The organism is Microbispora sp. H10830 (assembly GCF_014161375.1).
Taxonomy (GTDB): Bacteria; Actinomycetota; Actinomycetes; order Streptosporangiales; family Streptosporangiaceae; genus Microbispora; species Microbispora catharanthi.
In genome coordinates this window covers 237,450-249,807 of the sequence record NZ_JABBWX010000005.1, presented here as the reverse complement: position 1 = coordinate 249,807, position 12,358 = coordinate 237,450, and the positions used below count along the sequence as shown (strand labels likewise).

At 71.6% G+C, this 12,358-nt stretch carries 14 protein-coding genes; 8 read left to right on the top strand and 6 right to left on the bottom strand.

The window, feature by feature from the left end:
- Positions 1 to 38: 38 nt before the first annotated feature.
- Positions 39 to 410 carry a YciI family protein gene (locus tag HHX35_RS15950; RefSeq protein ID WP_182899589.1) on the top strand — a complete coding sequence of 124 codons (372 nt, stop codon included), beginning with the start codon at positions 39 to 41 and terminating at the stop codon, positions 408 to 410.
- The gene (locus tag HHX35_RS15945) at positions 407 to 1,621 is read left to right on the top strand and encodes an RNA polymerase sigma factor (protein ID WP_182899588.1); all 1,215 of its coding nucleotides are present in this window, start codon (positions 407 to 409) and stop codon (positions 1,619 to 1,621) included. Before HHX35_RS15950 ends, HHX35_RS15945 begins: the two co-directional genes overlap by 4 nt.
- 181 nt (positions 1,622 to 1,802) lie before the next feature.
- Here the strand turns inward: HHX35_RS15945 and HHX35_RS15940 are convergent, their stop codons facing one another.
- Entirely contained in the window at positions 1,803 to 2,417 is a 615-nt protein-coding gene (locus HHX35_RS15940) for a TetR/AcrR family transcriptional regulator (RefSeq protein WP_182899587.1), read from the bottom strand.
- Positions 2,418 to 2,527: 110 nt separating this feature from the next.
- Positions 2,528 to 2,728, bottom strand: a complete 201-nt coding sequence (locus HHX35_RS15935) for a hypothetical protein (RefSeq protein ID WP_182899586.1) — start codon at positions 2,726 to 2,728, stop codon at positions 2,528 to 2,530.
- Positions 2,729 to 2,798: 70 nt separating this feature from the next.
- Here HHX35_RS15935 and HHX35_RS15930 point away from each other — a divergent pair, with 70 nt between their 5' ends.
- Positions 2,799 to 4,031, top strand: a complete 1,233-nt coding sequence (locus HHX35_RS15930; protein ID WP_182899585.1) for an MFS transporter — start codon at positions 2,799 to 2,801, stop codon at positions 4,029 to 4,031.
- On the opposite strand, the gene HHX35_RS15925 is transcribed toward HHX35_RS15930, so the two are convergent.
- On the bottom strand, positions 4,028 to 4,780 hold the full coding sequence (locus HHX35_RS15925) for a TetR/AcrR family transcriptional regulator (RefSeq protein ID WP_182899584.1): 753 nt from the start codon (positions 4,778 to 4,780) through the stop codon (positions 4,028 to 4,030). The genes HHX35_RS15930 and HHX35_RS15925 overlap by 4 nt on opposite strands.
- 198 nt (positions 4,781 to 4,978) lie before the next feature.
- Here HHX35_RS15925 and HHX35_RS15920 point away from each other — a divergent pair, with 198 nt between their 5' ends.
- Positions 4,979 to 6,442, top strand: a complete 1,464-nt coding sequence (locus HHX35_RS15920; protein WP_259405091.1) for an MFS transporter — start codon at positions 4,979 to 4,981, stop codon at positions 6,440 to 6,442.
- A gap of 141 nt (positions 6,443 to 6,583) precedes the next feature.
- Here HHX35_RS15920 and cofC read toward each other — a convergent pair whose 3' ends face one another.
- Positions 6,584 to 7,234 (bottom strand): 2-phospho-L-lactate guanylyltransferase, encoded by a 651-nt coding sequence (gene cofC / locus HHX35_RS15915; RefSeq protein ID WP_182899583.1) that lies wholly within the window; start codon positions 7,232 to 7,234, stop codon positions 6,584 to 6,586.
- Between the two features lie 77 nt (positions 7,235 to 7,311).
- On the opposite strand from cofC, the gene HHX35_RS15910 reads away from it, so the two are divergent.
- From HHX35_RS15910 to HHX35_RS15900, 3 genes are all read left to right on the top strand, one after another.
- Positions 7,312 to 8,121: a lysophospholipid acyltransferase family protein gene (locus HHX35_RS15910; protein WP_310739121.1), complete on the top strand. Its 810-nt coding sequence runs from the start codon at positions 7,312 to 7,314 to the stop codon at positions 8,119 to 8,121.
- 53 nt (positions 8,122 to 8,174) lie between these two features.
- Positions 8,175 to 9,182 (top strand): NAD(P)H-dependent glycerol-3-phosphate dehydrogenase, encoded by a 1,008-nt coding sequence (locus tag HHX35_RS15905; protein ID WP_139580068.1) that lies wholly within the window; start codon positions 8,175 to 8,177, stop codon positions 9,180 to 9,182.
- Positions 9,183 to 9,269: 87 nt separating this feature from the next.
- Positions 9,270 to 10,385: a D-alanine--D-alanine ligase family protein gene (locus HHX35_RS15900; RefSeq protein ID WP_139580067.1), complete on the top strand. Its 1,116-nt coding sequence runs from the start codon at positions 9,270 to 9,272 to the stop codon at positions 10,383 to 10,385.
- Here the strand turns inward: HHX35_RS15900 and HHX35_RS15895 are convergent, their stop codons facing one another.
- Complete coding sequence (locus HHX35_RS15895) at positions 10,386 to 10,841, bottom strand: DUF3515 domain-containing protein (RefSeq protein ID WP_182899581.1); 456 nt, start codon at positions 10,839 to 10,841, stop codon at positions 10,386 to 10,388.
- Positions 10,842 to 10,864: 23 nt separating this feature from the next.
- Positions 10,865 to 11,098 carry an Lrp/AsnC family transcriptional regulator gene (locus HHX35_RS15890; protein ID WP_030506047.1) on the bottom strand — a complete coding sequence of 78 codons (234 nt, stop codon included), beginning with the start codon at positions 11,096 to 11,098 and terminating at the stop codon, positions 10,865 to 10,867.
- Positions 11,099 to 11,163: 65 nt separating this feature from the next.
- Here HHX35_RS15890 and HHX35_RS15885 point away from each other — a divergent pair, with 65 nt between their 5' ends.
- Positions 11,164 to 12,114, top strand: a complete 951-nt coding sequence (locus tag HHX35_RS15885; RefSeq protein WP_182899740.1) for a thiamine-phosphate kinase — start codon at positions 11,164 to 11,166, stop codon at positions 12,112 to 12,114.
- Positions 12,115 to 12,358: the final 244 nt, after the last annotated feature.

Sequence of the window (12,358 nt, the reverse complement as noted above, 5' to 3'; positions counted from 1 at the left end):
AGGGCCCGACGGGGCTCGCGAAACAGGAGGAGAACGAGATGAAGTTCCTGATCAGCATGCACATCAACCCGGCCGTGCTGGACGCGCTGACCGATGAGGAGCAGGCGGCGATCGGCGAGGGCCACGGCAGGTTCATCGATGCGCTGAAGCAGTCCGGAGAGCTGATCACGACACAGGCGCTGGTCGATCCGTCACAGGCGGCGGTGGTGTCCGTGCGCAACGGTCAGCCGGTCGTCACCGACGGCCCCTTCCTGGAGTCCAAGGAGTATGTGGGCGGCTTCTATCTGATCGACTGCGAGAACAAGGAGCGGGCGATCGAGCTGGCGGCGCAGATCCCGGATGCCGCGATCGAGGGTCTCGGGATCGAGGTGCGGCAGGTCATGTTCGCCGACGGACAATTGGAGGCATGACAGCACCGGTCATCGAGGACCTGCTGCGTGAGCTCACGCCGCAGGTCCTCGGCGCGTTGGTACGCCGGCACGGCCAGTTCGAAGGGTGTGAGGACGCCGTGCAGGAGGCCGTCCTCGCCGCCGCCGTCCAGTGGCCGGCAGAGGGGGTGCCGGACAACCCGCGCGGCTGGCTGTTGACCGTCGCGTCCCGGCGGCTCATCGACCAGTTGCGCAGCGACCACGCCCGCCGCGAGCGGGAGTCGGCGACGGCCGCCGTCGAGGTCGTGCCGGAGGACGTGCCGGGCACCGACGACACCCTCGTCCTGTTGTTCCTGTGCTGCCATCCCACGCTGACCGCGGCCTCTCAGATCGCCCTGACGCTGCGGGCGGTCGGCGGCCTGACCACCGCCGAGATCGCCCGCGCGTTCCTGGTGCCGGAGGCCACGATGGCGGCCAGGATCAGCCGGGCCAAGCAGCGCATCAAGGCCGCCGGCAGCTCCTTCGGCCTGCCGGACGGCGCGGAGCTCCAGGAGCGGCTCCGGGTTGTCCTGCACGTGCTCTACCTGATCTTCAACGAGGGCTACACCGCCTCCTCGGGCAGCGAGCTGCACCGCGCCGACCTCGCGCACGAGGCGATCCGGCTGACCCGGATGGTGCACGCCCAGCTGCCCGAGGACGGCGAGGTGACCGGGCTGCTCGCGTTGATGCTGCTGACCCACGCCCGCCGGGAGGCCCGTACGACCCCGGCCGGCGACCTGGTGCCGCTGGACGAGCAGGACCGCACGATGTGGGACCGCGGGCTGATCGACGAGGGCGTCGAGCTGGTCAAGGCGTCGCTGGCCGGCCCGGCGCTGGGGCCTTACCAACTGCAGGCGGCCATCGCCGCCACGCACGCCGACGCGGCCACGGCCGAGGAGACCGACTGGCCGCAGGTGCACGCCCTCTATCTGATCCTGGAGCGCATCGCGCCCAACCCGATGGTCACCCTCAACCGGGCGATCGCGCTCGCCGAGATCGATGGCCCACGGGCCGGGCTGGCGCTGCTGTCCACTTTGGACGGTGACGAGCGGCTGGCCGGGCATCACCGGTTGCTGTCCGTGCGCGCGCATCTGCTGGAGAAGACCGGCGACACGGCCGGGGCGTACGAGCACTACCGGCGGGCCGCGAAGTCCACCGCCAGCATCGCCGAGCGGCGCTACCTGGAGTCCCGGGCCAGCCGGGTAAGGGCATAGATCCCGCCCTGAACCCTCAGACACCCAGCAGGTGCCGGAGGACCAGCAGCCCGATTTCGAGCCCCGCCTGCAGGCCGATCCCCGCCTCGGCGGAACCCATCAGCGCGAGGGCGAGAGGCATCAGGACGGGGAACAGGACATGGGCGTGATCGGGTCAAACCCGCCCTGGTCAGGGGGCCGGTCAGGCGATGACCGGCGCGGCCGGGGAGCCGAATCCGCGCAGCAGGGTGTCCACGACCCGGGTCGCGAGGGCCTCGGCGTCCCCGCCCCCGGACGCCCCCTCGGCGGCGGCCTCGTGGATGAGGGCGTAGTAGACGCGGCGGGTCCAGTCGAGGTCGGCGTCGGGACGCAGCACGCCCGCCTCGCGGGCCCGGCGGAACAGCCGCTCGCAGTCGTCGCGGACCTCGGCGTGCACGCGGGCGGCCTCGGGGTGGGCGCCGTCGGCCGTACGGCTCATGGCGAACCACCAGTTCGTCTTCACGCGCAGGACGTTGGCGGTGACCTGGTAGAGCGCGACGAGCGGCGGGGTGCTGTCCGTGTGGGCCGACTCGACGGCCTCGGCGAACCGGCGGGCGGCCCAGCCGGTGAGCTCCTCCACGAGCGCCTCGCGGGTGGCGAAACGGCGGTGGACGGTCGTTCTGGCGACCCCGGCCGCCTGGGCGACCTGCTCCATGGTCGCCGCCGGGTTGGCGGCGAACACGCGCTCGGCCGCCTCGAGGATCGTCCGTACCGTCCGCTCCGAGTCGGCCCGGAGTGGACGCTTCCCTTGCTGCGAGGACCGCTGGGCTGTCGTCACCGTCACATGCTACCCGCGAGGTTCAGTTGTTCAGCCAATTGCTACACCGATGTAGCGATTAATGCGCCGGCTTCGCCCGCACGCGGCGAGCGTCGACGGCGCGGCCTGGATCAGGGCGTCGGGAACGTGGAGAGCGTCACGTAGGTGACGTGGCCGTCCGCCATGACGAGGGCGACCCGCTGCCCGGGGCGCAGGTGCCGCAGTGGCCCGGCGTCGAACGCCTCGCCGTCGAACGGGATCCGGGTGCCGTCGTCGAGGAAGACCCAGCCCGAGCGGGTCGTGGGGTCGAAGCTCTGCACCGTCGCCTGCACGCCGCCAGCCTACCGCCGCGTGCGGAAAATCCTTTGACCGTAGATCTTCCGGCTGCCAGCATGTCCCGCCATGACCGAGGCGGCACCGAAAAGCCTGTGGCGCGTCCGTGACTTCCGGCGATACGCCGGGGCCGACGGGATCAGCAAGTTCGGCAGCGAGGTCTCCCTGGTCGCCCTGCCGCTCACGGCGGCGCTCACCCTCCACGCGAGCCCCTTCCAGGTGGGGCTGCTCACCGCCGCCGAGATGGTGGCGTTCCTGCTGGTCGGCCTGCCCGCCGGAGCCTGGGTGGACCGGATGCGGCGCCGTCCCGTGCTGGTCGCCGCCGACGTGGCCCGCGCGCTGGCGCTGCTGTCCATCCCGGCCGCGGCCGTGCCCGGCGTGCTCGGCCTGCCCCAGCTGTACGCCGTGGCCCTGGTGAACGGGCTGTGCACGGTCTTCTTCGACGTCGCCCACCAGAGCTACCTCCCGTCCATCGTCGGCCGGGAGGACCTCGCCCGCGGGCACGGCACGCTCGCGGCGAACCAGTCGCTCGCCCAGCTCGCCGGCCCGGGGATCGGCGGCTGGCTGGTGCAGGCGCTCACCGCCCCGATCGCGGTGGTCGCCGACGCCCTCAGCTACGCGGGGTCCGCGCTGCTGCTCCTCGGCGTACGCGCGGACGAGAAGCCCGGCGGAAGGGACGTCAGGGGCGGGGGCCGGCTGTGGCCGGAGATCGCCGAAGGGCTCCTGTTCGTCGCCGGGCAGCCCGTCCTGCGCCGGGTCGCCGCCGTGGGGGCGCTGATGATGCTGTCGTTCGGCCTGTGGTCGGCCACGGTGCCGCTCTACCTCGTCCGCGAGGTCGGCACGAGCCCCGGCACGTACGGCACGCTGCTGTCGGCCGGTGCGGTGGGCGGGGTGGCCGGCGCCTGGCTCGCCCCGCGGGTCGCGGCCCGGCTGGGAACGGGCCGGGCCATGTACGCCGCGGCGTGGGCGGCCACAGTGTGCACCGCCCCGCTCGCGCTGACGGCGGAGGGCCCCCGCCTGCTGATCCTTCCGGTGGCCCTGGCGGCCAGTGGGGTGGCGACCACCGTGTTCAGCGTGGCGCAGGGGGCCTACCGCCAGTCGATCTGCCCGCCGCACCTGCTCGGCCGCCTGAGCGCCACCATGCGGTTCCTGATGTGGGGCCCGATGCCGCTCGGCGGCCTGCTGGCGGGCACGCTGGGTCAGCTCGCCGGGGTGCGCGTCGCGTTCTGGGCCGCCTGCGGGGCCTACACGCTCGCCCACCTGCCGGTCCTGCTCGCACCGCGGATCCGCGAGGTTTCCTAGCCCTCCTCGCTCTCCTTGCCCTCCTCATCGGGGTCCGGCTCGCCGATGTAGGAGGCGAGGCCGCGCAGGATGATCTCCACGCCGAGATCGAACCGGTAGTCGTTCGACTCGTCCATCATGATGTCGGCGAGCGCCACGAGGTTCGGGAAGCGGTCGGGCGGCAGCGAGGCGAAGTAGTCGTTGACCTCGTCGCGCAGCTTGTGCCACGAGGTGTGGGTCTCGCGGTAGCGCTGCTGCCAGAGGCCCTCCTCCAGTGCGAATCCGTTGATGTACGTGGACAGCATGTCGCCGGAGATGGCCAGGACCCGTCGCGGCAGTCCGGCGGCGCCGAGGACGGCCAGCAGCCGCTCGACGTAGGGGAGCAGCTCCGGTGTGAACGGAACATGACCCATTGTGATCTTCGCCATGTCGCGATGGCTCAGCAGTCGCTCACGCGCCTGACGGGCGAAGGTCATGACCTGCTCCCGCCAGCGCTCGGGGTCGGGCTCCGGCACCTCGTAGCCCTCGAACGTGCGGTTGTACATGAGCTGCAGCAGCTCGTCCTTGTCGCGTACGTGCACGTACAGCGCCGAGACGGCGACACCGAGCTCGGCGGCGACCTGCCGCATGCTCAGCCGGTCGTAGCCCTCACGGTCGAGGACCGTGTAGGCGGCGTCGACGATGCGCTCACGGGTGAGGGGAACCCTGGCCGGCGTACGTCGCTTGGGCGGACGCTCCCACGGCGGTGTGGGCATGTCCGGCTGCGTCATGAAGGACCTCCCGCTGTTCCGCCCATGCTAGTGAACACCGCTCCGTGTTCACGAACACCGCTCTTGAAACGAGATATATCTTGTACGTCGAGCAAACGAGATATATCGTGGTGAACATCGAACTTGGCGCTGAACACTGATCGGTGGTAGAACAGCGCTCACTTTATTATGAACACTGTTCAGTCCGAAGGAGGGGCGATGTCCGAACCCATGACGGCGGCGGCGCCGCCGGCACCGGCGACCGGAGCGCCGTACCGCTGGCGCTGGGCCGCTCTTTTCGTGATCCTCGCCGGGGAGGTCATGGACCTTCTCGACGCGATGGTCACCAACATCGCGGCGCCCGAGATGCGCGCCGACCTCGGCGGCTCCGAGGCCGTCATCCAATGGCTGGGCGCCGCCTACACGCTCTCGATGGCCGTGGGTCTGATCACCGGCGGCCGGCTCGGGGACATCTTCGGCCGCAGGCGCATGTTCCTGATCGGCGCCGCCGGGTTCACCGTGGGTTCCCTGCTGTGCGCCGTCGCCCAGTCGCCCGAGATGCTGATAGGCGCGCGGGTGATCCAGGGCCTGTTCGGCTCGGTCATGCTGCCCCAGGGCCTCGGCATGATCAAGGAGATGTTCCCGCCCGCGGAGATGGGCAAGGCGTTCGGCATGTTCGGGCCGGTCATGGGCCTGTCGGCCGTCGGCGGCCCGATCCTCGCCGGCTGGCTCGTGACGGCCGACTTCTGGGGCACGAGCTGGCGGATGATCTTCTTCATCAACCTGCCGCTCGGCCTGGCCGCGCTTGTCGCCGGGCTGCGCTTCCTGCCCGAGTCGAGGTCGCCGCGGCCGCCGCGGCTCGACCTGGCCGGGGTCGCGCTCGCGTCCGTGGGCGCCTTCCTGGTGATCTACCCGCTGGTGCAGGGCCGCGAGCACGACTGGCCCGCGTGGGCGTTCGTCATGCTCGCCGCCTCGGTGCTCGTGTTCGCCGTCTTCGCCTGGTTCCAGTCCCGCCGCAGCCGCGCGGGCGGCGACCCGCTGATCGTGCCGAGCCTGTTCCGCAAGCGCGCGTTCACCGGCGGCCTGTTCACCGGCATGGTGTTCTTCTCCGGCATGGCCGGGTTCATGCTGGCCTTCAACCTCTACTGCCAGCTGGGCCTCGGCTACTCGCCGCTCAAGGCGGGGCTCGCGATGGTCCCCTGGTCGGGCGGCATGATCCTCGGATTCGGTCTCGCGCAGGGGCTGCAGAAGTTCGGGCGCAGGCTGCTCCAGGGCGGCACCCTGGTCATGACGCTGGGCGTGCTCGGCGTCCTGCTCACGCTGAACATGGCGGGCATGCACGTCAGCCCCTGGCAGCTCACCCCCGCGCTGGTCGTCAGCGGAATCGGGATGGGCCTGCTGATGTCGCCGTTCTTCGACATCGTGCTCGCCGGCGTGGAGGAGCACGAGACGGGCTCGGCGTCCGGCACGCTGACGGCGGTGCAGCAGCTGGGCAACGCGTTCGGCGTGGCCCTGCTCGGCACGGTCTTCTTCGACCTGCTCGGCGACGTGCCCACCGCCGGGAGCTTCGACCAGGCCATGAAGATCACGCTCTGGGTGGTGGCCGGAATGCTCCTGCTCACCTTCGCCGTGTCCTTCCTCCTGCCCAAGCAGGCCCGCGAGAACGCGGAGGCGGCCCACTGACGCGACATCACGGGCGACCACGCCGGAGCGGGGGCTCGGCGTGGTCGCCTTTCGCGTGTCCGGCTAGCCAGATCTCGACCGCGCCGCCTCCGCCGCTCACGTTCGCCCGCCGCGATCGGCGGGACGGCCGGCAGCCGTCCGCTACGGCCGGGGGGCCGTGCCGCCGAGGATCAGGGCCGCGACCTCGGCGGTCGCGGGGCCGACGCCCAGGACCAGGGCGTCGCGCAGGTCCTCCACGGTGTCCACGTCCGTGCGCACGGACGCGATCCCCGGCGGGGTCAGTTCCTTGGCCCCCCGGGACAGGTGCCTGATCCGCGACTCGCCGCCGAACCCCGGCCGGAAGGACACGCCCGGCCGCACACCGTAGAAGGTCGTCCCCACCTCGGCGGCGTCGGGGACGAACGCCTGGTCGAACTCCGGCGCCGCCGCGAGCACCGTCTCCAGCTCCGCCGGCCGCAGGGCGGGCAGGTCGGCCTGCAGGGCGCCGACGGCGTCGTCGGGCGCGAGCCGTACGGCCTCCTCCGCCCCGGTCCGCAGCGCGGTGTTCAGCCCTCGGTCGGGATCGGTCACCACGTGGGCCCCGAGCGCGGCCAGCCGCCGCGCGGGCAGCGGGTCGGCCGTCACGACCACCACGCGGGCCACCAGCGGGCACCGCAGCGCCGCCGCCACGGTGTCGGAGGCCACCGCGACCGCCAGGTCGGCCCGGTGCGGCCCGGCCGCCGCCGCTAGCCGTGTCTTGGCCCGGATCAGGGTCTTCACCGGGACCACTATTGACCATCGCGCGAGGTGCATGCCTGTAGCATCCCGCCTCGACATCGCCCTTGGCCAACCGGGAGACTTGTGCTGGATCCCGGTGATTTGGAGACCCTGTGAGCCACCCCAGCGAGCCCTCGTCCGACCCGACCACACCTGCGGCCACACCCCCGGCCACACCTGCGGCGCCCGCCCCCGCCACGGTGAGCCGGCGTGTCGGCCGGCCGCCGCGCTTCTGGGAGACGCTCGCGGTCGTCGTCGTCAAGCCGCTCTCCCGGCTGTTCGTGAAGCGGAGGTGGCGCGGCGGGGAGCACATCCCCCGCAGCGGCGGTCTGATCATCGCGGCCAACCACCTGTCGTGGTCCGACCCGGTGCTGCTCTCGCACTACCTGTACAACAACGGGCGGTGGCCGACGATCCTGGCCAAGGCGGGTCTCTTCCGGATCCGCGGGCTCGGTCACGCCATCGCCCAGCTCCAGGCCATCCCGGTTGAGCGGAACAGCACCGAGGCCACCAGGTCGCTCAAGATCGCCGAGGAGCGGCTGCGGAAGGGCGCCTGCATTCTGTTCTATCCCGAGGGCACGATCACCCGCGATCCCGAGATGTGGCCGATGGTCGGCAAGACCGGCGTCGCCCGGCTGGCCCTCGCGACCGGCGTGCCGGTCGTCCCGATCGCCCACTGGGGCGCCCAGGAACTGCTGCCGTACGGGGCGAAGAAGCCCCGGCTGCTGCCCCGCAAGTCCTTCCACGTGCTGGCCGGGCCGCCGGTCGACCTGTCCAAGTACGCCGGACAGCCCATGCGCGGCTCGGTCCTGCGCGACGCGACCGCGGACATCACGGCCGCCATCACCGACCTGCTCGCCGAGATTCGGGACGAGAAGGCGCCGGAGGTCCCTTATGACCCCAAGAACGCGGCCGGCGGCTGAGCGGAGCGTACGGTAAGGGAGGAGCGCGCGGAGCAAGAGGAGTGGTGCGGCCAGTGAGCAGGGCGGCTGTTTTCGGAACGGGCTCGTGGGGCACCACGTTCGCGATGATCCTCGCCGAGGCCGGCACCTCCACGACCCTGTGGGGCAGGCGGGCGGAGATCGTCGACGCGATCAACGAGACCCGGGAGAACCCCGAGTATCTGCCGGGGACGCGGCTGCCCGACACCATCCGCGCCACGACGGACCCCGCCGAGGCCATGGACGGCGCGGACTTCGTGGTCCTCGCGGTGCCGTCCCAGACGCTGCGCGCCAACCTCCAGGTATGGAAGCCCCACATCCCGCCGGGGGCCGTGCTGGTCAGCTTGATGAAGGGCGTCGAGCTCGGCACCTGCAAGCGGATGAGCGAGGTCATCTGCGAGGTGGCCGAGGTGCCGGAGCGACGGGTGGCCGTGGTCTCCGGGCCCAACCTGGTCCCCGAACTGGCCCAGCGCCAGCCCGCCGCGGCCGTCGTCGCCTGCTCCGACGAGGAGGTGGCCGCCCGGCTCCAGGAGGCGTGCCATCTGCCGTGGTTTCGGACCTACACGAATCCGGACGTGGTGGGCGTCGAACTCGGCGGCGCGGTCAAGAACGTCATCGCGCTGGCCGTCGGAGTCGCCGTCGGCATGGGCCTGGGCGACAACGTGCGGGCGACGCTCATGACGCGGGGGCTGGCCGAGATCGCCCGGCTGGGCGCGGTGCTCGGTGCGGACCAGCACACCTTCGCCGGCCTCGCCGGGATGGGTGACCTCGTCGCCACCTGCACCTCGCCGCTGTCGCGTAACCGCACCTTCGGCGAGAACCTGGGCCGCGGTATGACGATGGCCGAGGTCGTCGCCGCCACGAAGCAGACGGCCGAGGGGGTGAAGTCGTGCGAGTCGGTGCTCGAACTGGCCAGGAAACACGACGTGGAGATGCCCATCACCGAGGTGGTCGTCGGCGTCGTCCACGACGGCATGACCCCCGGTGAGGCCGCCGTGCTGCTGATGTCGCGTACTCCCAAGCCGGAGCGCTACGGCGTCTGACCAGGGTCTGATCGGGGATAACGGACCTCCGCGACGCGCGCGGCTGACAAGCCGTTTTGCGTCTCGAACACGGTAGATTCGGGCATCATGAATGAGGATCGCGAGTCCCCGTCACGCGTGCGCGTGGCAGTCGTCTTCGGCGGCCGCAATTCCGAGCACGCCGTCTCCCTGATGGGCGCAGGCAGTGTGCTGGAGGCCATCGACCGGTCGAAGTACGAGGTCATCCCCATCGGCATCGCCCAGGACGGGCGCTGGGTGCTGGCGTCGGGCAACCAGTCCTACGCGATCGAATCCGGCCGCCTGCCCGTCGTCGACGACTCCGGCACGGCGCTCGCGCTCCCGGGGGACTCCGGCGCCCTCGTGGCCCTCGAATCCGGTGAGATCCCGCGCGCGCTCGGCCGGGTGGACGTCGTGTTCCCCATGCTGCACGGGCCGTTCGGCGAGGACGGGACGATCCAGGGCCTGCTGGAGATGGCCGGTGTCCGCTACGTGGGCTCCGGCGTGCTGGCCAGCGCGGTCGGCATGGACAAGGCGTACATGAAGCTCGTGCTGCGCGCCGCCGGGCTGCCGGTCGGCCCGTTCGTGGTCGTACGCGACCGCGACTGGCGGCTCGACCGCGGCCGGGTGCTCAAGGAGATCGAGGAACTGGGCTGGCCGGTGTTCGTCAAGCCGTCCAGGGCCGGGTCGTCGCAGGGCATCTCCAAGGCGCACGACCCCGAGTCGCTGGAGGCGGCGATCGAGGTCGCCCGCGAGCACGACCCGAAGGTGCTGGTCGAGGCCGCCATCGTCGGCCGGGAGATCGAGTGCGCGGTGCTGGAGTCGCTCGGCGACGCCGCTCCCGAGGCGAGCGTCCCCGGCGAGGTGCTCGTGCGGGGCGACCGCGAGTTCTTCGACTTCGAGGCCAAGTACTACCCCGACCAGATGGCGCTCCAGGCGCCGGCCGACATCCCGGCCGAGGTGGCGGAGACGCTGCGGGCCATGGCCGTGCGCGCGTTCGAGGCGCTCGGCTGCGAGGGACTGTCGCGGGTCGACTTCTTCTACACGCCGTCCGGCGAACTGATCGTCAACGAGATCAACACCATGCCGGGCTTCACGTCGCTGTCGGTCGCGCCACAGCTGTGGGCCGCCACCGGCCTGCCGTACGCCGGCCTGGTCGAGCGGCTGATCCAGCTCGCGCTGCGCCGGCGCGCGGGTCTGCGGTAGCTACTCCGGGACGCTCGACTTGATCGGCTCGGCCAGGTCGACCAGCACGGCCCCGGCCTGGTGCTCCTGCCCGATCGTCACCTCGACGTACGCGACCCGGTTGGTGGACGTGAACAGCGTCGGCCGGCGCGGGTCCTGGAACCAGCCGACGCCGTTGATGTCGGCGACCTCCGCCGTCGGCTCCATCGCGGCCGGCCGGGGCACGCCGCAGCGCAGGGCGATCTGGCCGTCACCCCAGACGGCGACGTACGGCGAGGGAGGCTCGGAGCCGGCCCGGTCGAGCCCGTCGAGCGTCTTCGGCAGCGCCGCGTCGAGCTTGCGGCAGGCCGCCGCCGCCTCTCCGGTGGGCGTGGGCGGCTCCACATGGACGGTGGACGAGCAGCCGGTGAGCAGGGCGAGCGCCGCCAGGGCCGTGCCTGCCAGCGCGGCGCGTACGGACCCCTTCGCCTCTCGCATCGTCTCCCCGGCTCGTGTTCCGCTCAGATGTGGACGATCGGACACGTCAGTGTACGGGTGATGCCGTGCACTGCCTGGATCTGGGCCACCACGAGCTTGCCGAGCTCGTCCACGTTGTTGGCCTGGGCGCGGACGATCACGTCGTAGGGGCCGGTGACATCCTCGGCCTGTGTCACCCCGGGGATGGAGGAGATCTCCTCGGCCACGTTGGCGGCCCTGCCGACCTCGGTCTGGATAAGGATGTAGGCCTGCACCATGACGTCCTCCGGGTAGAGATCAGTGCCGGAGCGTAACCGTACCTCGAATGCACTAGGGGTGTGCTATCACAGTCGGAGATCTCGGCGAATTCGGAGTAATTCAGCGGATATCGGGACGCCTTCCGCGGACCGCGGCCGTACTTCTGGGCCCCGGCGACGACGCCGCGATCCTGAAGGCTCCCGACGGGCGGGTTGTCGTGAGCACGGACCTGCTGATCGAGGGTAGGCACTTCCGCCGCGACTGGTCGAGTGGCTACGACATCGGCCGTAAGGCGGCGGCGCAGAATCTTTCCGACATCGTTGCCATGGGGGCCGATCCCACCGCCCTCGTGGTCGGCCTGGGGCTGCCCGCGGACATCGGCGCCGACTGGCTGGACGCCCTGACCGACGGCTTCCGCGACGAGTGCGACCTGGTGGGGGCGACCGTGGCGGGGGGCGACATCGCCCGCTCGGAGACCGTCGTGCTCGGCGTGACCGCGCTGGGCGACCTCGGCGGCCGGTCCCCGGTGACCCGGTCGGGCGCGCGTCCGGGCGACGTGGTCGCGGTGGCGGGCCGCCTCGGCTGGGCGGCGGCCGGCCTGGCCCTGCTCGGGGCGGGCGTGACCGGCGGTTCCCCGGATCTCGTGACCCTGCTGGTGGCGCACCGCCGTCCCCGGCCGCCGTACCCCTGCGGTCCGCGGGCCGCACTGCTCGGCGCGACGGCGATGCTCGACGTCAGCGACGGCCTGCTGCAGGACCTCGGTCACGTCGCCGACGCGAGCGGCGTGGCCGTCGAACTGGACGCCGCCGCTCTGCCCGTGCCGGAGGCGCTGTCCGCGGCGGCGCGCGAACTCGGCGCGGACCCCCTGGAGTGGGTGCTGACCGGCGGGGACGACCACGCCCTGGCCGCGACGTTCCCTCCCGAGGTACGGCTGCCGCCCGAGTGGACGCGTATAGGGGCGGTCACGGAGGGTCGCGGAGTGCGGGTGGACGGGCAGACCTGGACCAAAGGGGGATGGGATCACTTCCGCGCTTGATGTGAAATTTGTGACATAGGCGTATTAGATCTGTTATTAAGTATGGCGGTCGGCAACAGGAAGGACCGTCATGGGCCGTCACACGGCAGGACGCAAGGAACGGGAGGGGCAGCCCTCCCCGGCTCAGGACGACCCCTCGGAGAGGGGTGCCGGCCCGGACCACCTGGCCTTCCGCCCTCCGGCGACGCCGGATGACACCCCGCAGACCCCTCCCGGGCTCGGCCGTTTCGGGCCGCGGCCGGGC

Bases quoted from the DNA above. Each gene is read 5' to 3' on its own strand.
- HHX35_RS15920 (WP_259405091.1), top strand. From the start codon at position 4,979: ATGTCCGAACCCATGACGGCGGCGGCGCCGCCGGCACCGGCGACCGGA.
- HHX35_RS15930 (WP_182899585.1), top strand. From the start codon at position 2,799: ATGACCGAGGCGGCACCGAAAAGCCTGTGGCGCGTCCGTGACTTCCGG.
- HHX35_RS15945 (WP_182899588.1), top strand. From the start codon at position 407: ATGACAGCACCGGTCATCGAGGACCTGCTGCGTGAGCTCACGCCGCAG.
- HHX35_RS15890 (WP_030506047.1), bottom strand. From the start codon at position 11,098: ATGGTGCAGGCCTACATCCTTATCCAGACCGAGGTCGGCAGGGCCGCC.
- HHX35_RS15925 (WP_182899584.1), bottom strand. From the start codon at position 4,780: ATGACGCAGCCGGACATGCCCACACCGCCGTGGGAGCGTCCGCCCAAG.
- HHX35_RS15900 (WP_139580067.1), top strand. From the start codon at position 9,270: ATGAATGAGGATCGCGAGTCCCCGTCACGCGTGCGCGTGGCAGTCGTC.
- HHX35_RS15950 (WP_182899589.1), top strand. From the start codon at position 39: ATGAAGTTCCTGATCAGCATGCACATCAACCCGGCCGTGCTGGACGCG.
- HHX35_RS15895 (WP_182899581.1), bottom strand. From the start codon at position 10,841: ATGCGAGAGGCGAAGGGGTCCGTACGCGCCGCGCTGGCAGGCACGGCC.
- cofC (WP_182899583.1), bottom strand. From the start codon at position 7,234: ATGCACCTCGCGCGATGGTCAATAGTGGTCCCGGTGAAGACCCTGATC.